This window comes from Enterobacter sp. V87_3 (assembly GCF_029967835.1).
Taxonomy (GTDB): domain Bacteria; phylum Pseudomonadota; class Gammaproteobacteria; order Enterobacterales; family Enterobacteriaceae; genus Enterobacter; species Enterobacter cancerogenus.
Genome location: NZ_JASCAM010000014.1, coordinates 44,402 through 69,694, shown reverse-complemented (window position 1 = coordinate 69,694; position 25,293 = coordinate 44,402). Strand labels below are relative to the sequence as shown.

The 25,293-nt window shown below is 57.7% G+C and carries 20 protein-coding genes; 13 read left to right on the top strand and 7 right to left on the bottom strand.

The annotated features are described in order from the left end of the window. Position 1 precedes the first annotated feature (1 nt). Both tamB and tamA read right to left on the bottom strand, forming a co-directional pair. Complete coding sequence (gene tamB / locus QLG21_RS06445; protein WP_137849719.1) at positions 2 to 3,778, bottom strand: autotransporter assembly complex protein TamB; 3,777 nt, start codon at positions 3,776 to 3,778, stop codon at positions 2 to 4. After that, the gene (tamA, locus tag QLG21_RS06440; protein WP_282484087.1) at positions 3,775 to 5,508 is read right to left on the bottom strand and encodes an autotransporter assembly complex protein TamA; all 1,734 of its coding nucleotides are present in this window, start codon (positions 5,506 to 5,508) and stop codon (positions 3,775 to 3,777) included. The genes tamB and tamA overlap by 4 nt, the downstream gene beginning before the upstream one ends. A 226-nt stretch (positions 5,509 to 5,734) precedes the next feature. On the opposite strand from tamA, the gene msrA reads away from it, so the two are divergent. Further along, positions 5,735 to 6,376, top strand: a complete 642-nt coding sequence (gene msrA / locus QLG21_RS06435; protein WP_042322554.1) for a peptide-methionine (S)-S-oxide reductase MsrA — start codon at positions 5,735 to 5,737, stop codon at positions 6,374 to 6,376. Here the strand turns inward: msrA and QLG21_RS06430 are convergent, their stop codons facing one another. Continuing rightward, positions 6,377 to 7,435 carry a LacI family DNA-binding transcriptional regulator gene (locus QLG21_RS06430; protein WP_282484086.1) on the bottom strand — a complete coding sequence of 353 codons (1,059 nt, stop codon included), beginning with the start codon at positions 7,433 to 7,435 and terminating at the stop codon, positions 6,377 to 6,379. A 192-nt stretch (positions 7,436 to 7,627) separates the two neighbouring features. On the opposite strand from QLG21_RS06430, the gene QLG21_RS06425 reads away from it, so the two are divergent. The 6 genes from QLG21_RS06425 (at position 7,628) to QLG21_RS06400 (ending at position 15,248) form a co-directional block, all read left to right on the top strand. Further along, the gene (locus tag QLG21_RS06425; protein WP_282484085.1) at positions 7,628 to 8,779 is read left to right on the top strand and encodes a Gfo/Idh/MocA family oxidoreductase; all 1,152 of its coding nucleotides are present in this window, start codon (positions 7,628 to 7,630) and stop codon (positions 8,777 to 8,779) included. Positions 8,780 to 8,795: 16 nt separating this feature from the next. Continuing rightward, positions 8,796 to 9,974, top strand: a complete 1,179-nt coding sequence (locus QLG21_RS06420) for a Gfo/Idh/MocA family oxidoreductase (RefSeq protein WP_137849722.1) — start codon at positions 8,796 to 8,798, stop codon at positions 9,972 to 9,974. Between the two features lie 2 nt (positions 9,975 to 9,976). Continuing rightward, positions 9,977 to 11,044 carry a Gfo/Idh/MocA family oxidoreductase gene (locus QLG21_RS06415; protein ID WP_282484084.1) on the top strand — a complete coding sequence of 356 codons (1,068 nt, stop codon included), beginning with the start codon at positions 9,977 to 9,979 and terminating at the stop codon, positions 11,042 to 11,044. Positions 11,045 to 11,055: 11 nt separating this feature from the next. Beyond that, positions 11,056 to 12,078 (top strand): Gfo/Idh/MocA family oxidoreductase, encoded by a 1,023-nt coding sequence (locus tag QLG21_RS06410; RefSeq protein WP_102891530.1) that lies wholly within the window; start codon positions 11,056 to 11,058, stop codon positions 12,076 to 12,078. Between the two features lie 78 nt (positions 12,079 to 12,156). Further along, on the top strand, positions 12,157 to 13,704 hold the full coding sequence (locus QLG21_RS06405) for an MFS transporter (RefSeq protein ID WP_088208725.1): 1,548 nt from the start codon (positions 12,157 to 12,159) through the stop codon (positions 13,702 to 13,704). 206 nt (positions 13,705 to 13,910) lie between these two features. Further along, positions 13,911 to 15,248 (top strand): hemolysin family protein, encoded by a 1,338-nt coding sequence (locus QLG21_RS06400; RefSeq protein ID WP_006179018.1) that lies wholly within the window; start codon positions 13,911 to 13,913, stop codon positions 15,246 to 15,248. A gap of 88 nt (positions 15,249 to 15,336) precedes the next feature. On the opposite strand, the gene QLG21_RS06395 is transcribed toward QLG21_RS06400, so the two are convergent. Beyond that, the gene (locus QLG21_RS06395) at positions 15,337 to 15,543 is read right to left on the bottom strand and encodes a DUF1107 domain-containing protein (protein WP_006179016.1); all 207 of its coding nucleotides are present in this window, start codon (positions 15,541 to 15,543) and stop codon (positions 15,337 to 15,339) included. Positions 15,544 to 15,867: 324 nt separating this feature from the next. Here QLG21_RS06395 and QLG21_RS06390 point away from each other — a divergent pair, with 324 nt between their 5' ends. Beyond that, on the top strand, positions 15,868 to 16,422 hold the full coding sequence (locus tag QLG21_RS06390) for a YtfJ family protein (protein ID WP_058609541.1): 555 nt from the start codon (positions 15,868 to 15,870) through the stop codon (positions 16,420 to 16,422). Here QLG21_RS06390 and cysQ read toward each other — a convergent pair. Continuing rightward, positions 16,419 to 17,159, bottom strand: a complete 741-nt coding sequence (cysQ, locus tag QLG21_RS06385) for a 3'(2'),5'-bisphosphate nucleotidase CysQ (RefSeq protein WP_088208724.1) — start codon at positions 17,157 to 17,159, stop codon at positions 16,419 to 16,421. The two genes, QLG21_RS06390 and cysQ, sit on opposite strands and share 4 nt — an antisense overlap. Before the next feature lie 190 nt (positions 17,160 to 17,349). On the opposite strand from cysQ, the gene QLG21_RS06380 reads away from it, so the two are divergent. Then, positions 17,350 to 19,293 carry a bifunctional 2',3'-cyclic-nucleotide 2'-phosphodiesterase/3'-nucleotidase gene (locus QLG21_RS06380; protein ID WP_282484083.1) on the top strand — a complete coding sequence of 648 codons (1,944 nt, stop codon included), beginning with the start codon at positions 17,350 to 17,352 and terminating at the stop codon, positions 19,291 to 19,293. 82 nt (positions 19,294 to 19,375) lie between these two features. On the opposite strand, the gene QLG21_RS06375 is transcribed toward QLG21_RS06380, so the two are convergent. Then, complete coding sequence (locus tag QLG21_RS06375; RefSeq protein WP_006179010.1) at positions 19,376 to 19,762, bottom strand: helix-turn-helix domain-containing protein; 387 nt, start codon at positions 19,760 to 19,762, stop codon at positions 19,376 to 19,378. 84 nt (positions 19,763 to 19,846) lie between these two features. Between QLG21_RS06375 and QLG21_RS06370 the strand changes: the two genes are divergently transcribed. The 3 genes from QLG21_RS06370 (at position 19,847) to QLG21_RS06360 (ending at position 22,642) form a co-directional block, all read left to right on the top strand. Beyond that, complete coding sequence (locus QLG21_RS06370) at positions 19,847 to 20,695, top strand: SDR family oxidoreductase (RefSeq protein ID WP_282484082.1); 849 nt, start codon at positions 19,847 to 19,849, stop codon at positions 20,693 to 20,695. An 81-nt stretch (positions 20,696 to 20,776) separates the two neighbouring features. After that, complete coding sequence (locus QLG21_RS06365) at positions 20,777 to 21,601, top strand: AraC family transcriptional regulator (RefSeq protein ID WP_282484081.1); 825 nt, start codon at positions 20,777 to 20,779, stop codon at positions 21,599 to 21,601. Positions 21,602 to 21,676: 75 nt separating this feature from the next. Further along, the gene (locus QLG21_RS06360) at positions 21,677 to 22,642 is read left to right on the top strand and encodes a DMT family transporter (protein ID WP_282484080.1); all 966 of its coding nucleotides are present in this window, start codon (positions 21,677 to 21,679) and stop codon (positions 22,640 to 22,642) included. A gap of 75 nt (positions 22,643 to 22,717) precedes the next feature. Here QLG21_RS06360 and QLG21_RS06355 read toward each other — a convergent pair whose 3' ends face one another. Continuing rightward, positions 22,718 to 24,367, bottom strand: a complete 1,650-nt coding sequence (locus QLG21_RS06355) for a methyl-accepting chemotaxis protein (protein ID WP_282484079.1) — start codon at positions 24,365 to 24,367, stop codon at positions 22,718 to 22,720. A 244-nt stretch (positions 24,368 to 24,611) separates the two neighbouring features. On the opposite strand from QLG21_RS06355, the gene ytfE reads away from it, so the two are divergent. Further along, positions 24,612 to 25,274, top strand: coding sequence for an iron-sulfur cluster repair protein YtfE (ytfE, locus tag QLG21_RS06350; RefSeq protein ID WP_282484078.1), 663 nt, complete (start codon positions 24,612 to 24,614; stop codon positions 25,272 to 25,274). Positions 25,275 to 25,293: the final 19 nt, after the last annotated feature.

The window sequence follows — 25,293 nt, the reverse complement described above, 5'->3', positions numbered from 1 at the left end:
GCTAAAACTCAAACTGATAGAGCAGATCAAGTGCCTGGTCTACGCCAGACACTGCTTCCAGATATAGCTTAGGCATCAGGCGATAGCGTAGCGTGAGTGTTGCCAGTGAGTCAAAGATCCCCACACCGTATTTTACCTGCAGACCCGGCAGTACGTAGCCGCTGACCACTACCTGCGAAGAGTCACCCACGCCCTGAGTATCCAGTGCCAGATTGCTTACGCCGAACGTCTCGCCGATTTTACCCACAACCTGACCACTTTGTGCAACCCCCAGACCGACTAACATTGACGTCATCGCCGCGCTGTCACTCTGACCGCTATCCAGACCTTGCCCGCGCAGCAGGTAAGACAACGCTTCCTGTTGCGACATCGCCGGGTCGGAGAAGATTTCCGCCTTCGGTTCGTCGGCAGAGCCGGTGACACGCACGCCCGCAATGACGTCGTTTTCGGTGGCCTCAGGGTTACGAATCGCTTCGATGTTCAGCAGCGGTTGATCCGGCGGGCCGGAGAACAGCAGTTCGCCTTTACGCACAATCAGATCCTGACCGTAGGCGTGGAAACGCCCTTCAGGAATATTGATTTGTCCGTTGAGGCCAAGTCCCTGCTGATCCTGCGCCACTTTCAGATCGCCCGTCAGCCTTGCCTTCAGCCCAAACGCATCCAAACGCACGTTATTCCCCACGTGCACAATAAGATTACTATTGATCGGGATGCCAGCGCTCTTCTGTTCGACAGGTTTCAGATTTTCATTGAGCATAACTTCGTCACTTGAGACGCCCACCGCGCTTTCCGGCACCTCGTGAACCACGATACGCGCCCACGGCACGTCCACGCGTCCATCAAGCGTAAAGAGGCTTGGCGTCGCCTCAAAGACGACATCCGGCGACACGTCCAGGCGCACCATCGGTGGCACCGTAATGCGTACCCGGCTGCCCTTCGCCGCGACGCGGGCGCGCCAGTTATCCAGCTGGCTCCAGTCCGCATCACCGCTCAGGTTGATTTCCCCCTGCTGCGTGCGCACAACCCCGGCCAGGGTCGAACTCCTGCCGTTAAAGTTCATTGAAAGCTGGCTCGGCTGCATATCAAACGGCATGAAGTTCCCGTCAATATCAATGCCGTTCAGCTGCATCTGGCCGAACAGCTGCGGCCCCTGGGCGTCTCCCGCCAGACGCAGGTTAGCGTTCAGGGTTCCCGCCGCTTTCTCTCCGCGAGAGAAAATCGGGTTGACCATCGCCAGATTGAAGTTGCGGATATTGACGTTGCCGCCGAGATTACGCCGCCCCTGCGGATCGGTGATTTGCACCTGCCCGTCAAACTGGCCGTTGTTGGTCAGGCGGATGAGCCATCCCAGCTCTGCGCGGTTGTTACGCAGCTCCGCGTTGACGTTCAGGGTGTCGAACGCGACCGGTAGCGATGCGTCATTAACCTCCTGCGTTACCTTCACGTTGCGCCCGGAGAGCTTCACGCTGCCCTCCGGCAAGCCCTCTTTGGTGGTGTCCCACGCCACGTCGGCCTTGCCGGTGAATACGCCGCTGGCCTGCGTGGTGTCAGGCATGAAGGGTTTAAGCATCGCCAGGTCGAAGCGGTTGAGATTGACCTGCGCGCGCCCTTCTGCACCGGCATCAATGGTTTGCGGTACGCACAGTTCGGCATTCGGGTTGGTCCAGCAGTGTGGCCCAATGCTGATCTTCTGCTCGGCGTTGCGGTAGTCCAGCGCGATTGAGCGCGACAGCGCCAGCGGCCCGACCGGCGTACTGAAACGGGTGTTATCCAGCGTCCCTTTCCAGCGCGCCGCTTTGCGATCGAAGCTGCCCGCCAGATGAAGCTGCCCTGAAACCGGCTCGCCCTGCACCCGTAGCTGCAGATCGTGCTGCTTCTCGTTGCCTTTGGCGTCGAGCGTGACCAGGTTGATGTTCACGCCGGGCTGGGAGATGCGCTCCACGCGCAGGTTCAGGTTACCGCCAATCTGGTCCGTGGATTTCACATCCCCGTCCACGCGAACGCGCGCAACGGACAGCTCCTGCCAGCGCAGGTTATTGGCGGTGATATCCGCCAGCAGCTGCGGTGCATCCACCGTCCCGCGCACCTTCACCAGACCTTTTGCCGTGCCGCCAAGGCCCGGCAGGGCGTTATCGAGATTTGGCGCATCGATGGTGGCGTCCAGTTCGAGGTCTTTCACCCCCAGCTCGCCTTTGATATCCGCGGTGTTACGCCCCAGCGCCACGTGCAGGCCGGGAATCGTCCATTGCAGGTAGCTGTTGCCCTTCACCGCGCCTTCTACGTTGACCTTGTTCTGCTTCACGTTACCGGTGAGCTTGATTTCCGGCACGTCCATCTGCCACGTACCGCCGTACAGGCTGCCCCGGGTTTTGATCAGGCCATCAAGTTTCGACGGCCAGTCCGGCACCTCTTTGGCGGTGTTGATCCCCTTGAGCTTAAGCTCGCCCCGCCAGCTGATGGCCTGCTGCCAGTCCAACAGCGCGGTCAGCTCGGTGGTACCTTCCAGTGCCGCCACGGTGAGCTTGTCGAGGTTAACCTGCTGCTCGTTCCCCTTCGCATCCAGCGTAATCGTCGCGGGCGGCACGCCCTGGCCTTTCACCGCCGTGCGGAACGACAGCGTATAGTCGGTCATTTTGCCGCTCAGCTTCAGCTTCAGATCGTCGGCCTGGAACTGTTTTTCGCCGGTAAACGGCCAGTAAAGCTGCTGGCTGACAATCTCCAGGTTGATCGGTAATCCGGCCTGCGCCAGTTGCGTTTGCCCGCGCAGCACCATGTCCACCGGCCCGGAGAGGTTAACGCCAAACTCCAGCTTCTCGCGTAGCGCACCGCCAACCTTCAGCTTCACCTTCTCGCCTTTCAGCGGGTCGATGTTGAGCGCGCTGTTCAGGGTGATATCCACCGGCCAGTTATCGCGCAGCAGCGCATTGCCCGTGGCGTTGACCGAACCCTGGTTGGTGTCGATATCCAGCGCATCGAGCTTCATGTTGCCGTCGATACTGCTGACCTTGAGCAGCATGTTAAAGACGGTTAAATCGGTGTCGCCGGTCAGGCGCAACTGCTCGCCTTTAAACTCTTCGATATTAAGGTTCAGCGGCAGATGAACGTCGGTCATCTCCGGCAGGACCGGTTTCGAGAACAGATCCTTCAGCGTTTCGCCCAGCGGTTTTTCATCCGGCTGCGGGTTCTGGATCTTCGGTTCAACCACCTCTTCCTGCGCCACCTCGGCCACCTTCGGCAGGGCAATCAGCAGCCCCTGCAGGGAGGTGGGCGTCAGGGTGAGGTTTTTCTCCTGCCAGCGCAGGCCGGAGGTGAAATCCATTACCGACACGGTGGTGTCGTCAATTTTGACATTGACGTTGTCCAGCGCCACCCGGTAGAGCGCAATCGGGTACGGCGTGGAGAGGTTAAGCGGACCGCTGTCCTCTTCCTGCACCGGCTCGGACTTCGGCATTTTTTTCGAATCTATCGCCACGTTCACATCTTTTAGCGACAGATCGTTTACGCAGAGCTTGCTGTCCCGCAGGCAGCCCAGCTTCACCGCCAGATGGAATTCACCGGCGTTAACCGCCACGCCCGGCTGCTCATAACGAATGTTTTTCAGACGCAGATCGCGCCAGCCGCCGGTGACCTGGCCTATCTCCAGCCCCGGCACCCAGCGGTTAGCCGCGTTAAACAGCAGGTGTAAACCCGTGGTCGTTCCGACCAGAAACGCCACCGTACCAAGCAACAGCACGATAAATATCAGCACCCCGAGGCTTATCTTCTTCCATAAACTCATAATTCAGGCCCCAGACCGATGTAAAACTGTAAACCGTGTTCGTCTTTGTCACCCACCGGCACGGCAAAGTCGAGCTTGATAGGCCCGACGGGCGACTGCCAGCGCACGCCTACGCCCGCGCCGGTTTTGAAATCGCTTCTGCGGATGTCGTTAACTGCTTCACCGCCGTCAACGAACATCGCGCCCCACCACTTGCCGCTGACGTTGTATTGATACTCCAGCGATCCGGTTGCCAGCTTGGATGCCCCGGTGAGCTGGCCTTTGTCGTTTTCCGGCGAGATTGATTTGTACTTATAGCCACGAATGCTGCGGTCGCCCCCGGCGAAGAAGCGCAGATCCGGCGGAACGCGCTCAAAATCATCGGTTTCGATCCAGCCAAGGTTGCCGCGCATCACGAAGCGGTGTTTATCCAGCAGCGTTCGGATCCAGACGTTTTGCGCCTGCACGACCGTGAAGTCCACGTCGGACCCCCACATCGTGTTGGAGTAATCGATGGAGTAGCGCTGGGAATCACCCCAGGTTGGCATCAGGCCACCGCGCGAGCGGGTTCGGCTGATCATCACGCCCGGATAAAGCAGCATGGTGGTATTGGTGACGTTGGCCTGAGTAAAGTGGTCGAGACTCCAGCGCAGGTTGATGGCGCGCTGCCAGCCGCTGGAGAGATCCCAGAAGCGTGAGACCGCAAGCGTGGTGGAGTCCTGCTCGGTATCGTTCAAATCGGTGCGCTTGAAGCCGCCCTGCAGCAAATAGTATTGCTCAAGCGGGTTCTTCAGCAGCGGCATCTTGTAGCTGAAATCGAGCTGCTGCTCGGGCGCGGAGATACTGGCGCTGGTGGTCAGGCTGTGGCCGTAGGAGTTCATCCACGGCTTTTTCCACGTCGCCTTCACCCGCGGCCCCACATCCGTGGAATAACCTACCCCGGTTTCGATGGTGTTTTCCGTACGCGGCGAAACCACGCCGTGCAGCGGCAGAACTTTCGTTTTGCGCGATTTATCAAATTCCGGCGCAACGACCACCGAGTTAAACCAGCCGGTAGCCGACAGACGACGGTTCAGCTCGGCCAGATCGCTCGACTGGTAATAATCGCCCGTTTTGAACGGCACCAGGTTTTGCAGGTACTCTTCGCGAATTTGCGAACCTTCAAAGGTCACCGCCCCAAAGCGGTAGCGCTCGCCGCTGTCATAATCGATATCCCAGAAGGCCTGGTGTCTGTCGAGCGCCACGCCCAGCTGGCTTTTATTGAACTGGCTGTCAAAGTAACCTTTGCGCAGCGACACGCTGGTTAATGACCTTTTGAAACGATCGTAGTCGCCGTGGTTAAGCACGGTGCCAACGCGCGGGCGCGTGCTCAGCAGATCGAGATAATCCCGGTCGGTACGCGCGTCGCCGCGCAGCACCACGTTGGTGCCGCCTATTTTTACCGGATCTCCGGGCGAGACGCGGGCAATGAGTACCTGCCGCCCTTTAGCCGGAGGCGGACGCAGGTCGAAATCGATGGTCGGTTCGTAATACCCCAGCGCCTTTAGCCCGTCGCGGATCGCATCATCCACGCGCGCGCGAAATCGCCGGTCCGGCGTCACTTCGTCACTCTGGATCGTTGACAGTTGCGCACGAACGTTTTTTTCCAGCGCCCCGGATAACCCTTCAACCTGCAAACGGACATTCGCCGCGCTGGCAACCCCGCTTGTCAGCAACAGGCTGACGAAACATAACTGGCGGATCTTTGTCACGTTTTCTCCTGAATATCCCTGTATCCACCCCTGGAAGCAAAATGAAGTGCCGTTCCACGGCTTCTCACGGCTTTACAGCCCAAAACCCAATTCGTGGGTTGAAAAAGGGTTTAACACCCAAATATTTCTTATGATTAAATCTAGACTCATTCAGCGCGTTTATTGTGTTCAATTAAACGCGCCGTGACAACCTTAACCGAAACATCGCTACCCCGGAGGCCCCACCGTGAGTTTATTCGACAAAAAGCATCTGGTTTCGCAAGCCGATGCATTACCGGGACGCAATACCCCCATGCCAGTGGCGACGTTACACGCCGTAAATCACCATTCAATGACAAACGTTCCTGATGGAATGGAGATCGCCCTGTTCGCGATGGGCTGCTTCTGGGGCGTGGAACGTCTGTTCTGGCAGCTTCCCGGCGTTTACAGTACCGCCGCAGGCTATACCGGGGGCTACACGCCAAACCCAACCTACCGCGAAGTGTGCTCCGGTGATACCGGCCACGCGGAAGCGGTGCGCGTGGTATATGACCCGGCCATCATCAGCTATGAACAGCTTCTGCAGGTGTTCTGGGAAAATCACGATCCGGCGCAGGGTATGCAGCAGGGTAACGACCACGGTACGCAGTATCGCTCCGCCATTTATCCGCTGACCCCCGAGCAGGATGCCGCCGCGCGCGCCAGCCTGGAACGCTTCCAGCAGGCCATGCATGACGCGGGCGATAAACGCCAGGTGACCACCGAAATCGCTACGGCGAAGCCGTTTTACTATGCAGAGGACGACCACCAGCAATATTTGCATAAAAATCCGTACGGCTACTGCGGGATCGGGGGCATCGGCGTGTGCCTGCCGCCACAGCTGGCCTGATTACTGCTTCAGCGCCACGCGAGCTGCGTGGCGCGTGACGTTACTCACCGACCCGTAATCAACCGCTTTTCCCTGCAGCAGCAGGTTATAGACCGGCGCCTGTGGCCGGTTCAGGCGCGTCTGCAGCAGATGCACCGCTTCAATGCCAAGATCGCGACAGGGCACCGTTATCCCGGTGACTGGTTTATCCAGCCGGTGTTCAAGGTTCCACGCAAAATCGGTCGTAATAAGGGAGATATCTTCCGGTATCCGCAGCCCACGGCGCGCCAGCACCCTGAGTACGCCCTCCGTCATGCTGGTGCTGTTGGGGAAAATCACCTCCGGCCACTGCGCTCGGTCATGACCCGACAACCACTCGTCCAGCGCGCGCTCGGCCTCCTCTGCGGTAAACCACTCCGTCACCAGCAGGTCGCGCTTGGGCTCAAAGTTGACGTGAAAATGACGATACGCCTCTTTGATGCCGTCCAGCCGCGCGTAGAGCGTTTCCCGCCGCAGGCAGGTCAGGGTTAATACCCGACGATGCCCCTGCTCAAAAAGATACTGCATGGCGGTAAACCCGATGGCGCGATGGTCGGGCGAAACGGAATCGAGCAGGCGATCCCTGTCGACCGAATTAATTAACACACAGGGTTTATTCAGCGTCCCGGCCAGTTTAAAAATGGTGGAATCATCAGTTCCAATGATAATTACCGCGTTAATATTTTTATGGCTCGCCTTTTCGAGGAATAATTTTACGTCGGCATTCTGTTCTTCTAATCCGCAATAGCTCACCCAGACATTATGCGGTGCGCTGGCCTCTGCAATACCTTTGGTCACTTCCAGATAAAATATATCGCCGCGCCCCTGAAAGGTTCTTTCCGGAGCAAACACCGCAATGCCGTTAATCAGCAGACGCCCGCTGGCCATCGACTCCAGCACGCCCAGCTCCCGCGCGGTGCTGACAATGGCCTCCCGGGCCTTGTCGCTGGTATAGGATTTACCGCTTAACACCCTGGAAACGGTACTGACGGAATATCCCGTCAGGGCGGCGATCTCCTCCATTTTTAATTTTCCCGGCATTGCGTGACCTCGCTCACATTCGGTTTTTGCAAATATTTGCAGAAACAGCGCATTGATTTTAAAACCAAATTTCAATGTCGTTAGAGATTACTTAAGGAGGTTGCGAGTATTCTCACAAAAACACATTGTCGCTGCGTCATCCCTTTCTTATTTTCCGGTCATCACTCTTTTCGACTGAAATTAAGGTGTGACATGGAAAAGGTACGTTTTGGCATTATTGGAATCGGTAATATTGGTACGGTTCACGCGCGCTATTTACTGGCGGGCACCGTCAGCGACGCCTGTCTGACGGCGGTTTGCGACAATGCGCCGGAAAAGCATCCGGCGATTCGCCAGCTGACAGGCGATATTCCTCTGTTCAGCGACGCGCAGGAGATGCTCCAGAGTGGGCTTATTGACGCGGTTATCGTCGCCACTCCGCATTACGACCATCCGCGCCTGTCGATGCTGGCGATGCGCAGCGGCATTCATACCCTGTGCGAGAAACCGGCGGGGGTTTATACCGCACAGGTGCAGGAGATGAACGCCTGCGCCCGCGAGTGCGACGTGACCTTTGGCATCATGTATAACCAGCGCCCTAACCCGCTCTATCAGAAGGTTAAAGACCTGATCGACAGCGGCGAGCTGGGCGAAATCCGCCGCTCCAACTGGATAATCACCAATTGGTATCGCTCGCAGAGCTACTACAACTCCGGCGGCTGGCGCGCCACCTGGAAGGGTGAAGGCGGCGGCGTGCTGCTCAACCAGGACCCGCATCAGCTCGATCTCTGGCAGTGGCTGGTGGGCATGCCGGTGCGTCTGCGCGCGTTTTGCCAGTTCGGCAAACACCGCGATATCGAGGTTGAAGACGAAGTTACGGCCTACGCCGAATACGCCAACGGAGCCACCGGGGTGTTTATCACCACCGTCGCCGAAACGCCGGGCACCAACCGCCTGGAGATTGCAGGCGACCGCGGCAAAGTGGTCGTGGAAGAAGGCAAACTGCGCTTCTGGCGGCTGCGCGAATCCGAAACCGCATTTAACGCCCGCTGGCAGAACGGCTTCGGCGAGCCGGAGTGCTGGGAAGTCACGATCCCCGTGGCCCCGGAATACAGCGAACATCACGTCATTACCGCTAACTTCTGCGCGGCGATCCTGCGCGGCGAGCCGCTGATTGCCCCCGGTCTGGAAGGCATTCGCGGGCTGACGCTCTCCAACGCGATGCACCTTTCCACCTGGACCGACGACTGGGTGGAACTGCCGCTCAACGAAAAACAGTATCTGCGCCTGTTTCAGCAGCGCATCGCCACCTCTGCCGACAAAGAGGCCACCAGCATCACCCTGGATGCCTCTGGCACCTGGTAAAGACCGAGGAGAGAGCATGATCAATGTCGCCATCGTGGGAACAGGCAATATCTCCCATAACCATATTCAGGGCTATTTACAGTTTGGATCGCGCTGCCGGATTGTGGCGCTGGTCGATATCTACCCGGACAAGGCGCACGAGAAAAAAGTGCGCTACGGCCTGACGGACGCCCGGGTGTACGAAAGCCACCGGCAGATGCTGGAATCTGAACCCAATCTCGATATCGTTGACGTGTGTACCCCGCCCTACGTGCATGCCGGGATTAGCATTGACGCGCTTCATGCCGGTTGCAACGTGCTGTGTGAAAAACCGATGGCCGCCTCGCTGGAGGAGTGCGACGCGATGATCGCCGCCCAACAGTCGAGCGGCAAAATCCTCTCGGTAATTGCCCAGAACCGGTTTACCGACGCCTTCTGGCGGCTGAAGGCGGCGCTGGACTCGGGCCTTGCGGGGACTGTCTGCCACGCTCAGGTGGACTCCTTCTGGTGGCGCGGCCACTGCTACTACGACCTGTGGTGGCGCGGCACCTGGGAGAAAGAGGGCGGCGGCTGCACGCTTAATCACGCCGTACACCACATCGACGCCGTTCAGTGGATGCTCGGCTTCCCGTCCGAGGTGGTGGCGATGATGACCAACGTGGCGCACGACAACGCCGAGGTGGAGGATCTCAGCGCCGCCATTTTCAAATACCCCAGCGGCGCGCTCGCGCAGATCACCGCGTCGGTGGTCCATCACGGGGAAGATCAAAAAATCATTATTCAGGGCGATAAGGCGCGTATCTCCGCGCCGTGGCAGGCCTATGCCAGCGTCAGCGCCGACAACGGTTTCCCGCAGGAGGTACAGGATCGGCAGCGGGAAGCGCGGCTTAATGCCGTGTTTCAGGAGACGCCAACGCTTAAATGGACGCTGCACACCGGGCAGATCAACGACCTGCTTGATGCCATTGAGCAAGGCACGGCTCCGCTGGTCGACGGCGTGCAGGGCAAGCGTGCCCTGGAGCTGATTACGGCGATCTATAAATCGTCGATTACGCGCGCGGTGGTGTCGCTGCCAATCCTTCGCGACGATCCGTTTTACCGCACCGGCGGGACCAACGCGCTCGCCCCCCGCTTTTACGAGAAATCCGCCAGCGTCGCTAACTTCAGCGAAGTGGGCGCTATCCCTCTGGGCAAAGATCTGGATCGAGGAGTCTGACAATGAATAAAAATGACGGAATGAACTACGCGCCGGTCGGCAAGCCACAGCCGGTCTTGCAGGAAGGCGAGTTTGTCTTTGCCGCCGCCGCGCTCGATCACGGGCATATCTACGGCATGTGCAACGGGCTGATTGAGGCGGGTGCGACGCTGAAATGGGTTTACGATCCCGATCCAGTGAAGGTGGATGCGTTTGTGCAGCAGTATCCGCAGGTGCAAGTGGCCCGTTCGCTGGAGGTTATTCTCAGCGATGACGCGGTGCGCCTGGTGGCCGGGGCCGCCATTCCCTCCGGGCGCTGCGCGCTGGGGCTGAAAGCCATGGCCGCCGGTAAGGACTATTTTACCGACAAAGCGCCGCTGACCACCCTTGAACAGCTGGCCGACGCCAAAGCAATGGTGGAGAAGACCGGTAAAAAATACGCGGTTTACTACAGCGAACGCCTGCACGTAGAAAGCGCCGTGTTCGCCGGACAGTTGGTGCAGCAGGGGGCGATTGGCCGCGTGGTGCAGACGCTGGGCATGGGGCCACACCGTGAGGGACAGGGCCGCCCGGCGTGGTTCTACGATCGCCGCGACTTCGGCGGCATCCTCTGCGACATCGGCAGCCACCAGATCGAGCAGTTCCTGTTTTACACCGGCAACCACGAGGCGCACATCGTTGCCAGCCAGGTGCGCAACGTGAACCATCCGCAGTACCCGGCGTTTGAAGATTTCGGTGACGCGATGATCAAAGGTGAGAACGGCGCGAGCGGCTATTTCCGCTGCGACTGGTTCACCCCAGACGGGCTGTCGACCTGGGGTGACGGACGGCTGACGCTGCTGGGTACCGAGGGGTATATCGAGATCCGCAAGTACGTCGATTTGACCCGCGGCGAGCAGGACGTGGTGTATCTCGTCAACAAGGAGGGTGAGTTCCGCTACCCCGTTGCCGGGCAGGTCGGGTTCCCGTTCTTTGGCGAACTGATCCTCGACTGCCTGCACCGCACGGAAAACGCCATGACCCAGGCGCACGCCTTTAAGGCCGCCGAGCTGTGCGTGAAGGCGCAAATGCTCGCGAACGCGGCAGGATAAGGGAGACGCCGATGGACATCCTTAACAGCGCCATTATCGGCTGCGGGGCCATTCACAGCTGCCATGTGAACGCCCTGCGTCAGATCCCCAACGTCGCGCTGCGCGCGCTGGCCGATACCGACAGCGTGAAAGGGCTGAAGCTGGGAATGGCCTATCAGTGCCGCTTTTATCAGGATTACCGGGAGATGCTGCTTGATGACACCCTTGACGTGGTGCATATCTGCACGCCCCATTTCGAGCATAAAAACATGATCCTGGCGGCGCTTAACGCCGGTAAGCACGTATTTTGCGAAAAACCGGTGGTGATGAACAGCAGCGAACTGGCCGACATCATGGCGGCCGCCGCACAGGCGACCGGCAAGCTCGGCGTGTGCTACCAGAACCGGCTCAACCCGACCAGCCTGCGCATCCGTAAAGAGCTGGAGGACGGCGGGCTGGGGAGAATGCTGAGCATCCGGGCGGTGCTCACCTGGTCCCGGTCGGGGGCGTATTACACCGACAGTCCCTGGCGCGGTCGCCTGGCAACGGAGGGCGGCAGCCTGCTGATTAACCAGGCCATTCACACCCTCGACCTGATGCAGTGGTTCGCAGGTGGCGTCACCCGGCTAAAAGGGGTGGTCGACAGCGGCGAGCTGGCCGACGTGACCGAAGGAGAGGACAGCGCTATGGCCACGCTGCACTTTGCCAACGGCGCGCGCGGGCTGTTTTACGCCAGCAACTGCAATACCACGGACTCGCCCCTGCTGCTGGAGATCCACTGCGAGCACGGCACGCTGCAGCTTAATGACAACACCCTCTGGCGGATCGCGTCCGGGGAGCGCATCCGGCTGGCGAGCGACGCTGCCCCGGACGGCACGGCCAAAAGCTACTGGGGGCTGGGCCACCAGCAGGCGATCCGCCGCTTTTATCACGCCCTTCTGCACCCGGAGGTGACGGACTACACCGATATCCGCGCCGCCGGACACTCACTCAGGCTTGTGGAGGCAATTTATAGGTCATCTCAACTACGGCAATGGATAGATATCACCCACTAAATCGTAATTTGCATTCCAGAACTTAATAAAAATACGACCCGAAAACGGGTCATTCATTACCCTACACTGGACAATATTATGGTCAAACCAACTGAACGTAGAGTTGGTTATGGCGTGGCGCTTGGCTACGGCATAACCGATCTGTTTGGCGGAGGCGCTTTCGCCATTATCGGCACCTGGCTGTTATTTTTTTACACTACCTATTGCGGGTTGTCGGTCGTCGAGGCCGGCTCCATCTTTGCCATCGCCCGCGTCATTGATGCCCTCTTAAGCCCGATTATGGGCTACGTTACCGATAATTTCGGTGATACCTGGCTCGGGCGTAAATTCGGGCGGCGGCGCTTCTTTCTATTGCTGAGTTCGCCCCTGATGTTTCTCTATGCCCTGCTGTGGCTGACGGACATGGGCTACTGGTACTACCTTGGCACCTATCTGTCCATCGAGTTGCTGTCGGCGATGGTGCTGGTGCCGTGGGAAACGCTGGCGGCAGAGATGACCAACCGCTACGAGGAGCGTAGCCGCCTCTCCGGGGTGCGGATGATCTGCTCGCAGCTGGGGGGCTTTTTAGCGGTCTCCGTTCCCGGCGTTATCATGCAATTTACCGGCAAAGATAATCCGTTTACCTATACCCTCACCGGGCTGATATTTTCCTGCGTCTTCTGTATCGCGGTCTTTATTACCTGGTTTACCACCTGGGAAGCCAAAGACGTACAGCAGGAGTCCAGCTTTAAGGTCGATAATCAGCGCAGCAGCGGTCTCGTAAACCATTTAAAATATCTGGTGCTCGATCTCTTCTCGTCCTTCCGTATTCGGGCGTTCCGGCTGCATATCATGATTTATATCTTCTCGTTTACCGCCATGGACGTGTTTGGCTCAGTCTTTACCTACTACGTGGTGTATTGCCTGAGTCAGGATGCCGCCGCCGTGTCCGGCTGGCTGAGTATTGCCGCCTTTGCTTCAGTGCCGGGAACCTATGGCTTTATGCTGCTGTTAAACCGGCTCAACATGACCCCTTCCGCCGCGCTGCGGTTCTCCTACGGCTGTATTTTCTGCGTGCTGGCGTTTCTTTTTACGGTTTATCTCACCAAAACGCAGGTGCCGACCCTGGTGTTCTCGGCGGTCTTTATCCTGCTGGGTGCCGCGCGTTCCGGGCTTTATTACATCCCCTGGAACATCTACAGCTTTATTCCCGATATTGATGAAATGGTCACACAACAGCGCCGCGAAGGAATTTTTGCAGGCGTGATGGTGCTGACGCGCAAAAGTACCGTGGCGATTGCCATCATGATTATCGGCCTGGTGTTGCAGGAGTCTGGTTTCGTGAAAGGCAGCGGCGCGCAGCCGGAAAGCGCGCTGAACGCCATCATCGGGCTGATGATCTTCGCCACGGCGGCGCTGCTGGCGGTGAGTTTCTTCACCACCTACCGGTTCAAGCTCACCCGGGAAACCCACAAAACGCTGCTCAGGGAGATTGCCCGCCGCAAGCTTGGCGGTGATTACCGCGACTGCGACGACACTACCCGCGTCGTCATCAAGCAGCTTACGGGCTATGAGTATGACGAAGTGTGGGGAGGCGATGCCACGCGTCGCACGACAGGAAACGTTAGCCTGTCAGGCGCAAAATAGGCGCTCAGGGTAGACTGCCGGGCCGCCAATGGCCCGGCTCCTGCCACAGCTGCCGTGACGAAACCGTGACCTCTGGCAGATTTACAGGTCTTTACGCTATACTACCGCTGAAATAATCGGCTCAACGCTACGAGCCGTGTTCTATGTGTCTTCACACAAACGTAACCAACTTCCCTTCCGAGGATCTGGCTGAAGCCGGATAAACTATGTTAAACAGTATTTTAGTAATACTTTGTCTTATCGCGGTCAGTGCATTTTTCTCGATATCCGAGATCTCGCTGGCCGCCTCCCGTAAAATCAAACTCAAGCTGCTTGCCGACGAGGGCAACATCAATGCATCACGCATTCTGAAGATGCAGGAAAACCCCGGCATGTTCTTTACCGTGGTGCAGATTGGCCTGAACGCGGTCGCCATTCTGGGCGGTATCGTGGGCGATGCGGCGTTCTCGCCGGTATTCCACGGCCTGTTCTCACGCTACTTTTCACCGGAACTCTCCGAGCAGCTGAGCTTCATCCTCTCCTTCTCGCTGGTGACGGGCCTGTTCATTTTGTTTGCGGATTTAACCCCGAAACGCATCGGTATGATTGCGCCTGAAGCCGTGGCTTTGCGTATCATCAACCCGATGCGCTTCTGCCTGTTCCTGTTCCGCCCGCTGGTCTGGTTCTTCAACGGTCTGGCCAACAGCATCTTCCGCCTGTTCAAAATCCCGATGGTGCGTAAAGACGACATCACCTCTGACGATATCTACGCGGTCTTCGAAGCGGGAGCCCTGGCGGGCGTGCTGCGTAAGCAGGAGCACGAGCTTATCGAGAACGTATTTGAACTGGAATCCCGTACCGTGCCGTCGTCCATGACCGGACGTGAAAACGTGATTTGGTTCGATCTGCACGAAGACGAACAGAGCCTGAAGCAAAAAGTCGCAGAACATCCGCATTCTAAGTTCCTGGTTTGTAATGAAGACATTGACCACATCATCGGTTACGTCGACTCTAAAGACCTGCTGAACCGGGTGCTGGCGAATCAGAGCCTGGCGCTCAACAGCGGCGTGCAGATCCGCAATACCCTGATTGTGCCGGACACCCTGACGCTCTCTGAAGCGCTGGAAAGTTTCAAATCCGCCGGGGAAGACTTCGCGGTGATCATGAACGAATACGCGCTGGTGGTGGGGATTATCACCCTCAACGACGTAATGACCACGCTGATGGGCGACCTGGTCGGCCAGGGGCTGGAAGAGCAAATCGTTCAGCGTGATGACAACTCATGGCTGATTGACGGCGGTACGCCAATTGAAGACGTGATGCGCGTGCTGGATATCGACGAGTTCCCGCAGTCCGGCAATTACGAGACCATCGGTGGCTTTATGATGTTCATGCTGCGCAAAATCCCGAAACGCACCGACTCGGTGAAGTTCTCCGGGTTTAAGTTTGAAGTAGTGGATATTGATAACTACCGCATTGACCAGCTGCTGGTGACGCGCATTGACAACAAACCGACCGTGCTGGTGCCAAAGCTGCCGGATGCGGAAGAGAAGGTCTCGGCATAACGTGCCTGTCCCCACAAACATCAACGGCTCCCATCGGGAGCCGTCTTTTTATCTACTACTGCTTATTTACTACTGCATAGCACGTTGGTTAAGCCATCTCAGTTTGCAGACGCATAACCTGACGGTTGACTTCGGACATCACAGAAAAATGCTGTTTGTCCTTCACTTTTGGGATAAGGATTTTGCCCTTATCGAACTCAAAAGCGCCAACATCCTTGATGTACAACCGTCCACGGAACAGGATCTTCACGTACTTCGCCACCTGAAGCGGGTTGTAGCGTTGGAAAATTTTCATTCTTGTCTCTCCTGCGAATCATACGCTCTTGCGGCGCCACAATCGGCCCGACTGTCCGGAGCGCAAATTTTATTGCCCAATGACTATAGACCAGAACCTCGTTGTTACCCAGTGTGCATAAGTTTATTTACCGTATGATTACAATTAATCAGAATAATCTATGCAAACCGTGACTGAGCGCAGTATAAGCCGTCGTTTTTTCATGGATATGTGCGTTCACCCGCAAACTGGCATCGGGATTGCGGGAAAACCTCATTGATCGCACTTATGATTAAAAGTGCATGACCAAGTGGTCGGATCACCTGCAAATAATAAGGAAACACCATGACCCTACGTAGCATCCTGGGAGCAGCATGCCTGCTTCTGCCCCTGTGGGCTTGCGCGCACAACATTGAAAAAGGACAACGCGTACCGCCAGTCGGTATTGCAGACCGGGGAGAATTGATTCTCGACAATGATAAGTTTAGCTACAAACCCTGGAATAGCGCGCAGCTCGCAGGGAAAGTGAGAGTTGTACAACATATTGCTGGCCGTACATCGGCAAAAGAGAAAAACGCAACCCTGGTGGAAGCGATCAAGACCGCAAAACTGCCGCATGACCGCTACCAGACCACCACGATTGTGAACACCGACGATGCCATTCCCGGCTCCGGGATGTTTGTGCGCTCAAGCCTTGAGAGCAATAAAAAGCTCTACCCCTGGTCGCAGTTTATCGTCGACAGCAACGGTGTGACGCGTAAAGCCTGGGCGCTGGATGAAGAAAGCTCGGCGATTATGGTGCTGGATAAAGAGGGCCGCGTGCAGTGGGTGAAAGACGGGGCGCTGACGCAGGATGAGGTGCAGCAGGTCGTCGCCCTGCTGCATAAGCTGCTGGATTAGTACAGCGAAACGCGAAAGCCGGGATTGAGGAAAGACTCGCGCGGGGTGTAGTCCAGCGGCTTGCCCTGCCAGTCGTGGACATGTGCCCCGGCCGCCGCGGCAACCGCGTGGCCTGCCGCCGTGTCCCAGACGTTGGTTGGCCCGAAACGCGGATAAAGCTGCGCCTGCCCTTCTGCCACCAGGCAGAACTTCAGCGAAGAGCCAATCGAGGTGGTCTGGTGCTCACCCAACTGTTGCAGATATTCCTGCAGCTCGCTGTCGCTGTGCGAACGGCTGATGACCACCAGCGGCGGACGCGCATCGCGGACCTGGATCTGCTTGCGCACGCCGCACTCCTCTTTCCAGGCCTTACCTTCTGCCGCGCTGTACATCACGTTCATGACCGGCGCGTAGACCACCCCCAGTACCGCTTTGCCTTTTTCAATCAGAGCGATATTGACCGTGAATTCTCCGTTACGCTTAATAAACTCTTTGGTGCCGTCCAGCGGGTCCACCAGCCAGTAACGCTGCCAGTGCTGGCGCTCATCCCAGCTTTGCGGGGCTTCTTCTGATAACACGGGGATATCTGGCGTTAGCGCCTGCAGGCCTTTCAAAATAATGCCATGCGCCGCGATATCCGCCGCCGTCACCGGGGAGTCGTCCGCTTTGCTGACCACGTCCATCGGCGTTGTACCGTCGTAAACCTGCATGATGGCATCACCCGCATCCCGTGCGAGCTGACAAATTTTATCTAACATTCTCCACCTCTTCGTTAACGCAGTGGGCATAACTTATTGTTTTAGTTATATCGTAATGTGAACAATTCCGCTATCTGTGAAGCAATCCCGGTTAAATCATCCTCATTTCTGGCAGGATTCACACTTCTGTAAGCAACGCACTATAGATACATATTCTTTTGTGGCCTGGATCGAAAAAAGGACTCCTGTGATGATTAAGTTTAGCGCAACCCTTCTGGCAACGCTGATTGCAGCAAGCGTACAGGCGGCGACGGTGGATCTTCGGATCCTGGAAACGACCGACCTGCACAGCAACATGATGGACTTCGATTACTACAAAGATACGCCTACTGAAAAATTTGGACTGGTACGCACCGCAAGTTTGATCAACGCCGCCCGGGGCGAAGTGAAAAACAGCGTGCTGGTCGATAACGGAGATGTGATCCAGGGCAGCCCGCTCGGGGATTACATGGCGGCGAAAGGGATAAAAAAAGGGGAGATCCACCCGGTCTATAAAGCGATGAACACCCTGGATTATACCGTCGGTAACCTCGGCAACCACGAGTTCAACTACGGCCTTACGTACCTTCACGATGCGCTCGCTGGCGCGAAATTTCCGTACGTTAACGCCAATATCGTCGATGTTAAGACCCAAAAGCCCCTGTTCACCCCTTACCTGATTAAAGAGACCCAGGTGGTCGATAAAGACGGTAACACCCAGACGCTGAAAATTGGCTATATCGGTTTTGTCCCGCCGCAAATCATGACGTGGGATAAAGCGAACCTCGACGGGAAAGTGACGGTGAACGACATCACCGAGACCGCGCGCAAATACGTACCGGAAATGCGCGAGAAAGGGGCAGATGTGGTGGTCGTTGTCGCCCACTCTGGCCTGTCAGCCGATCCGTATCAGGTCATGGCGGAAAACTCGGTCTACTACCTGAGTGAAGTGAAAGGCGTGGATGCGATTCTGTTTGGTCACGCCCACGCGGTCTTCCCGGGGAAAGATTTCGCCAGTATCAAAGGCGCGGATATCGACAAGGGCACGCTCAACGGCGTGCCGTCGGTGATGCCGGGCATGTGGGGAGACCATCTTGGCGTGGTGGATCTGGTTCTTAATAACGACAGCGGCAGCTGGAAGGTGATTCAGTCGAAAGCCGAAGCGCGCCCGATCTACGACGCAGCCGCCAAAAAATCGCTGGCGGGTGAAGATAAAAAGCTGGTCGAGGTGCTGAAGCATGACCATGACGCTACGCGTGAATTCGTCAGCAAGCCGATTGGTAAATCAGCCGATAACATGTACAGCTTCCTGGCGCTGGTGCAGGACGACCCGACCGTTCAGGTGGTGAACATGGCGCAGAAAGCCTACGCCGAACACTATATTCAGGGCGATCCGGACCTGGCAAAACTGCCGGTACTCTCCGCTGCCGCGCCGTTCAAGGTGGGCGGGCGCAAGAACGATCCGGCCAGCTACGTTGAGGTTGAAAAAGGCCAGCTCACCTTCCGTAACGCCGCCGATCTTTATCTCTACCCGAACACGCTGGTCGTGGTGAAAGCGACGGGCAGCGAGGTGAAGGAGTGGCTGGAGTGCTCCGCCGGGCAGTTTAACCAGATTGACCCGAACAGCAGCAAGCCGCAGTCGCTGATCAACTGGGACGGGTTCCGCACCTACAATTTCGACGTAATCGACGGCGTGAAATACCAGATTGATGTCACCCAGCCCGCAAAATATGACGGCGAGTGCCAGGCCATTCATCCGCAGGCGGAGCGCATCAAGAACCTGACCTTCAACGGCAAGGCTATCGATCCGAATGCGACCTTCCTCGTCGTGACCAATAACTATCGCGCCTACGGCGGGAAGTTTGCCGGCACGGGTGACGACCACATCGCCTTTGCCTCACCGGACGAGAACCGATCGGTGCTGGCGGCGTGGATCGGCGCAGAATCGAAGAAAACGGGCGCAATTCATCCGGCGGTCGACAACAACTGGCGTCTGGCACCGATCCACAGCGATACGCCGCTGGATATCCGCTTTGAAACCTCTCCGTCTGATAAGGCGGCCACGTTTATCAAGGACAAGGCGCAGTATCCGATGAAAAAGGTGGCGACCGATGATATCGGGTTCGCGATTTATCAGGTAGACCTGAGCAAGTAGCGGTGATTGTGTCGGGTGGCGCTTCGCTTACCCGACCTACGCGATCGTGTAGGCCGGGTAAGGCGAAGCCGCCACCCGGCTTTTACGCCGCACGCTCATCCCGGTTCGCCAGCACCTGCGGCGTGTTCAGTTCTATCCAGTCGGCCAGTGCGGCCACCTTCTCGCTCACCTCAATGCCTAACGGCGTGAGGCTATATTCCACGTGCGGCGGTACGACCGGATACGAAACCCGGTCGACAAACCCGTCCTGTTCCAGCGCCTGCAGCGACTGGGCCAGCATCTTTTCGCTCACCCCGCCCATCTTGCGCCGCAGATCGCTGAAGCGATGCGTCCCCTGGCGTAGCGCCACGAGGATCAGCACGCCCCAGCGGCTGGTGACATGCTTGAGCACGTCACGGGAAGGGCACTGCTCGGCAAAGAGATTTCCGTCGCGCATTTGCTCGCTGAGCGTCGGTATCGTCATTTTCATACTTACCTTTTTGTGCGTACTTACTAAAAGTTAGTGATGATGCTAGTGTGCCATAACACCAGACAAACACGAAGGAGAATGATCATGATCGCGATTACCGGCGCAACCGGCCAGCTTGGCCACCTCGTTATTGAACAGCTGTTAAAAACCGTTCCGGCGAACCAGATTGTCGCCATTGTGCGTAACCCGGCGAAAGCCGACGCGCTGAGCCAGCAGGGAGTGGTGGTTCGCCAGGCGGATTACGCTGACGCAGCCGCGTTCACCGCCGCGCTGGGCGGCGTGGATAAACTGCTTTTAATCTCCTCCAGCGAAGTGGGCCAGCGCGCCGCGCAGCATCAGAACGTGATTAACGCCGCCAAAGCCGCCGGAGTGAAATTTATCGCCTACACCAGCCTGTTGCATGCGGACACCTCGCCGCTGGGCCTGCACGTTGAGCACGTACAAACCGAAAAAGCGCTGGCAGAGTCCGGCGTGCCTTACGCTCTGCTGCGCAACGGCTGGTATACCGAAAACTATCTGGCAAGCGTGCCACCTGCCCTTGAGCACGGCGTGTTTATCGGCGCGGCGGGTGAAGGCAAAATTGCCTCTGCGACCCGCGCGGATTACGCCGCGGCCGCCGCAAAAGTGATTTCAGAAGAGGGCCACGCTGGCAAGGTTTATGAGCTGGCGGGCGATAACGCCTGGACGCTGAGCGAGCTGGCGGCTGAGCTGAGCAAACAGAGCGGGAAAAAGGTGGCCTATCAAAACCTGAGCGAAGCAGATTTTGCCGCCGCACTGAAAGGCGCAGGCTTGCCTGCCGGTCTCGCGGATATGCTGGCTGACTCCGACACTGGCGCATCGAAAGGCGGTCTGTTCGACGACAGCCGTACGCTCAGTAACCTGATTGGTCGCCCGACAACACCGCTGGCGCAGAGCATCAGCGCCATCCTGTAATTGTTACGGCCTGGTTATTTTTTGTGGCATCCCCACGGGTCATCTCTGATAATAACGAGATGACCCACAAGGAGGCTCACCGTGCAAGGCGTACCCGATCAGTTCACCGATGAGAGAGACAGCGCGCGCTTTCGCCATCTGGCGCAGCTGCCGGGCCTCGAGCTTTATCACGCGCATATCTCCGGCTACGCCTTTGAGCCTCACACCCACGAAGCCTTCGGCATCGGCACTATCGAGACCGGTGCCGAGCGCTTTCGCTACCGCGGCACGCAGCACCTTGCACCGGAAAAATCCGTTGTCACCATGAACCCGGACGAGATCCACACCGGCGAGTCCGCCACGGAAGATGGCTGGCGCTACCGGATGGTCTATATCGAACCCGGGCTACTGGAAGAGGTGACCGGCCTGCGCCACTGGTGGTTTAGCGACGTGACCCGCTACGACCCCGTGCGCTCGCAGCGAATTGGCCAGCTGATCTACAGCCTGTGGCATACGCAGGATCCGCTGGCGCAAAAAGGCCTGCTGCTGACGTTGATTGAGAGCTTCCAGCCCCTCGCCCGCCACGCGCCAGTGGTTCAGGAAGGCGCGCACCGCTTCGAGCGCGTGCGCGAGTATCTGCACGACAACTACATGCACTCCCTGACGCTCGACGAGCTGGCAAACGTGGTCTCGCTTAGCCCTTACCATTTTCAGCGCCAGTTCAAAGCCCATTTTCACGTGACGCCGCACCAGATGCTGATGGCTATCCGCCTGTGGCGCGCCAAGGCATTTCTCACCCAGGGCATGCCCGCCGCCGACGTGGCTGCCGCAACCGGGCTGACCGATCAGTCGCATTTAACCCGCGCCTTTACCCACCGCTACGGCATTACGCCCGTGCGTTACCAGAAGCAGGTTACGTCGCGTTAATGCGCAACCTCATACAATACGCACACATTTTCCCCTCCTACACTGGATGTTGAACAATTCAATGTGGATGGAAAAATGATTAGCGGCGTGTTGTATGCCCTGCTTGCAGGTCTGATGTGGGGGCTGATTTTTGTCGGCCCTCTGATCGTGCCGGAGTACCCGGCCATTTTACAGTCCACCGGACGCTACCTGGCGCTGGGGCTGATCGCTATCCCGCTGGCGTGGCTGGGCCGTGCGCGGCTCCGGCAGTTGAGCCGCCAGGACTGGTGGACGGCGCTGGGGTTAACCATGATGGGTAACCTTATCTATTACGCCTGCCTGGCAAGCGCCATCCAGCGCACCGGCGCGCCCGTTTCGACCATGATTATCGGCACGCTGCCGGTCGTTATTCCTGTGTTCGCGAATCTGCTTTACAGCCAGCGGGATGGCAAACTGGCGTGGTCGAAGATGCTGCCCGCCCTGGTGTGCATTGCCGTGGGGCTGATATGCGTGAATGTTGCCGAGCTGCGTCACGGGCTGGCCGACTTCAGCTTATGGCGCTACGGTTCGGGAATTTTTTTAGCCTTCATTTCTGTCGTGTGCTGGGCGTGGTATGCCCTGCGCAACGCGCGCTGGCTGCGGGAAAATCCTGACAAACATCCGATGATGTGGGCGACAGCGCAGGCGCTGGTGACGTTCCCTGTCTCGTTGGTGGGCTATGCCGGGGCGTGTCTCTGGCTGGGGAGCCAGCAGTCGGCATTCGCTCTGCCCCTAGGGCCGCGCCCGTGGGTATTCGTCGGGCTGATGATTGCCATTGCGGTGCTGTGTTCATGGGTGGGTGCGCTGTGCTGGAATATCGCCAGCCAGAAGTTGCCGACGGTGATCTTAGGGCCGCTGATTGTCTTTGAAACCCTCGCCGGGCTGCTCTACACCTTCCTGATGCGCCAGAGCGTGCCGCCGCTGTTAACGGCCTGCGGGATCGCGTTGCTGGTGATTGGGGTGGTGATAGCGGTGAGGGCGAAGCCGGAAAAACCGAGGGTTGTTCCGGCGTCGGAGGTATGAGCTTTTCGCCGGGTGGCGGCTGGCCTTACCCGGCCTGTAATGTTCTCGAACGTAGGCCGGGTAAGCGGCATGATGTTAAAACGTTTCCCAGTTCGCTTCAGATGCCGTCGCGACAGGCTGCGCTTTTGGTGCGTAGGTTTTCACCGGAGCCGCTTTCACCGCCTGGCTGCGGGTAATCTTAAACACCGCCACCGCGTCGTTCAGGCGAGCGGCCTGATCTTCCAGCGCCGCCGCTGCTGCCGCAGACTCCTCCACCAGCGAGGCGTTCTGCTGCGTCACGCGGTCCATCTCGGCTACCGCCTGGCCGACCTGATCAATACCGCGGCTCTGCTCGTCAGACGCCGAGGCGATTTCACCCATGATGTCGGTGACGCGGGTTACCGCGCTGACGATCTCCGCCATGGTCGCACCGGCCTCATTGACCAGCTGTGAACCTGCGCTGACGCGCTCGCCGGAATCATCGATCAATCCTTTGATCTCTTTTGCCGCCTGCGCGCTGCGCTGGGCAAGCGTACGAACTTCGCCCGCAACGACCGCAAAGCCGCGGCCCTGCTCGCCCGCACGTGCCGCTTCAACTGCCGCATTCAGCGCCAGAATGTTGGTCTGGAAGGCAATACCGTCAATCACGTTGGTAATCTGCGCGATTTTGCTGGAACTGGTGGCGATCTCGTCCATCGTGCGCACCACACCCTCTACCACGTTGCCGCCCTTCTTCGCGGTGGAGGACGCATCCAGCGCCAGACGGGACGCCTGACGGGCGTTATCGGCGTTTTGCTTCACGGTCGCGGTGAGCTGTTCCATGCTGGCGGCGGTCTCTTCCAGCGACGCGGCCTGCTGCTCGGTACGGGAAGAGAGATCGTTGCTGCCCGCAGAGATTTCACCCGCGCCAGTATAGATTGTGTCTGCGCCTTCACGCACCACCCCGACCGTGTTCGCCAGCGACGTTTGCATCTCCTGAACGTTGCGCGCCAGTACGGCCATCTCATTCTTACCCTGCGCCTGAATCGGCTGGGTTAAATCCCCTGCGGCGATAGCGCGGATATGCTGAATCACCTCGTCCAGCGGCAGCAGCAGCACGCGACGCATCGCTACCCAGCTGGAGATAATCACCGCAATCACCAGAAGCATCACCGCCGAGAGGATCCACAGAATGCGCTTATAGTCGCTTTCATTATCCTGGATACCTTTACTGGTCAGCGCAGCCTGCGCCTCACGCCACTCGCGATACACCTTTTGCATCGCCGTCTGCTTCTGTTCAGCATTTTGCTTGAACATATCTTCCAGATTGCCCTGGGCCAGCAGAACGTTCATTTGCGTCAGCGTGGCGGAGTAAATGCGATACTGCTCTTCCAGCCGGTCGGCCAGTTTTTCATCCATACCCGGCGTTTCAGGCAGCGCGTAATATTTGTCGTAATGCGCCTGCGCATCGGCCAGCAGGTTTTTCGCGGTGGTCACCAGCTCGTTCAGCTGCCCGCCGTTAATTTGATTCGCCATGCTGCTTTGCAGACGCAGCATGCCGCGGTTCAGGGTCACGCGTGCCTGGTTCAGGCTGATCCACGCGTCGGTAAACTCCGCCACGTTCTGGCTGGAAAGCTGAGAAACGGTGAAGTTCTCTTTATCGTTATTCAGCGCATTAATGAAAATGCCCGCAGAGATCAGTTGCATGATGCCGAGCACCAGCAGCACCGAAATCAGAAGGGTTATGACTTTTATACGTTTAAACATGCGTTGCCTTTTTATATGCAGGTATTGTCCGACGTGTATCTATCGGCAGGCGCGGCAGGTTGTTTACTGTTTCTCCACCTTTAAAAACTTTCGAAAGCCATTTCCTGCATTCATTCAGCAAGTTAACTAAGAGGATTTTTTTGTGATCGCCGTCGTGTTTTACCTTTGCCCCTAAAGGGTTATAGCTTCGCCTTAAAGATGCATTTAAAATGCATCTTATATTATTGATGATGAGGTAACTGCTATGGCCTTCCGCGACCAACCCCTCGGCGAGCTGGCGCTCTCCATCCCACGCGCTTCTGCGCTATTTCGTAAATACGACATGGATTACTGCTGCGGCGGTAAGCAAACGCTGGCGCGTGCCGCAGCGCGCAAAGAGCTGGATGTCGGGGTTATCGAAGCCGAGCTGGCAAAACTGGCCGAGCAGCCTGTCGAAAAAGACTGGCGTACAACCGCGCTGGCCGACATCATCGACCACATCATCGTGCGTTACCACGACCGTCACCGCGAACAACTGCCAGAGCTGATCCTGCAGGCGACCAAGGTTGAGCGTGTACATGCCGACAAACCGTCCGTCCCGCGCGGGCTGGCGAAATACCTCTCCATACTGCACGAAGAGTTGTCCAGCCATATGATGAAAGAAGAGCAGATCCTCTTCCCGATGATCAAACAGGGAATGGGCAGCCAGGCCATGGGGCCCATCAGCGTGATGGAAAGCGAACATGACGACGCGGGCGAACTGCTGGAAGTGATTAAACACACCACCAACAACGTCACCCCGCCGCCGGAAGCCTGTACGACGTGGAAAGCGATGTACAACGGCATTAATGAAATGATCGACGACCTGATGGAACACATCAGTCTTGAGAACAACGTTCTGTTCCCGCGTGCCCTCGCAGGCGAATAAAAAAAGGCGCCCGAGAGCG

What these genes read in the sequence shown, in the direction of transcription:
- tamB (WP_137849719.1), bottom strand. Translation starts at nt 3,778, where the DNA reads ATGAGTTTATGGAAGAAGATAAGCCTCGGGGTGCTGATATTTATCGTG.
- QLG21_RS06430 (WP_282484086.1), bottom strand. Translation starts at nt 7,435, where the DNA reads ATGCCGGGAAAATTAAAAATGGAGGAGATCGCCGCCCTGACGGGATAT.
- QLG21_RS06425 (WP_282484085.1), top strand. Translation starts at nt 7,628, where the DNA reads ATGGAAAAGGTACGTTTTGGCATTATTGGAATCGGTAATATTGGTACG.
- QLG21_RS06420 (WP_137849722.1), top strand. Translation starts at nt 8,796, where the DNA reads ATGATCAATGTCGCCATCGTGGGAACAGGCAATATCTCCCATAACCAT.
- QLG21_RS06415 (WP_282484084.1), top strand. Translation starts at nt 9,977, where the DNA reads ATGAATAAAAATGACGGAATGAACTACGCGCCGGTCGGCAAGCCACAG.
- QLG21_RS06410 (WP_102891530.1), top strand. Translation starts at nt 11,056, where the DNA reads ATGGACATCCTTAACAGCGCCATTATCGGCTGCGGGGCCATTCACAGC.
- QLG21_RS06405 (WP_088208725.1), top strand. Translation starts at nt 12,157, where the DNA reads ATGGTCAAACCAACTGAACGTAGAGTTGGTTATGGCGTGGCGCTTGGC.
- QLG21_RS06400 (WP_006179018.1), top strand. Translation starts at nt 13,911, where the DNA reads ATGTTAAACAGTATTTTAGTAATACTTTGTCTTATCGCGGTCAGTGCA.
- QLG21_RS06395 (WP_006179016.1), bottom strand. Translation starts at nt 15,543, where the DNA reads ATGAAAATTTTCCAACGCTACAACCCGCTTCAGGTGGCGAAGTACGTG.
- QLG21_RS06390 (WP_058609541.1), top strand. Translation starts at nt 15,868, where the DNA reads ATGACCCTACGTAGCATCCTGGGAGCAGCATGCCTGCTTCTGCCCCTG.
- cysQ (WP_088208724.1), bottom strand. Translation starts at nt 17,159, where the DNA reads ATGTTAGATAAAATTTGTCAGCTCGCACGGGATGCGGGTGATGCCATC.
- QLG21_RS06380 (WP_282484083.1), top strand. Translation starts at nt 17,350, where the DNA reads ATGATTAAGTTTAGCGCAACCCTTCTGGCAACGCTGATTGCAGCAAGC.
- QLG21_RS06375 (WP_006179010.1), bottom strand. Translation starts at nt 19,762, where the DNA reads ATGAAAATGACGATACCGACGCTCAGCGAGCAAATGCGCGACGGAAAT.
- QLG21_RS06370 (WP_282484082.1), top strand. Translation starts at nt 19,847, where the DNA reads ATGATCGCGATTACCGGCGCAACCGGCCAGCTTGGCCACCTCGTTATT.
- QLG21_RS06360 (WP_282484080.1), top strand. Translation starts at nt 21,677, where the DNA reads ATGATTAGCGGCGTGTTGTATGCCCTGCTTGCAGGTCTGATGTGGGGG.
- QLG21_RS06355 (WP_282484079.1), bottom strand. Translation starts at nt 24,367, where the DNA reads ATGTTTAAACGTATAAAAGTCATAACCCTTCTGATTTCGGTGCTGCTG.
- ytfE (WP_282484078.1), top strand. Translation starts at nt 24,612, where the DNA reads ATGGCCTTCCGCGACCAACCCCTCGGCGAGCTGGCGCTCTCCATCCCA.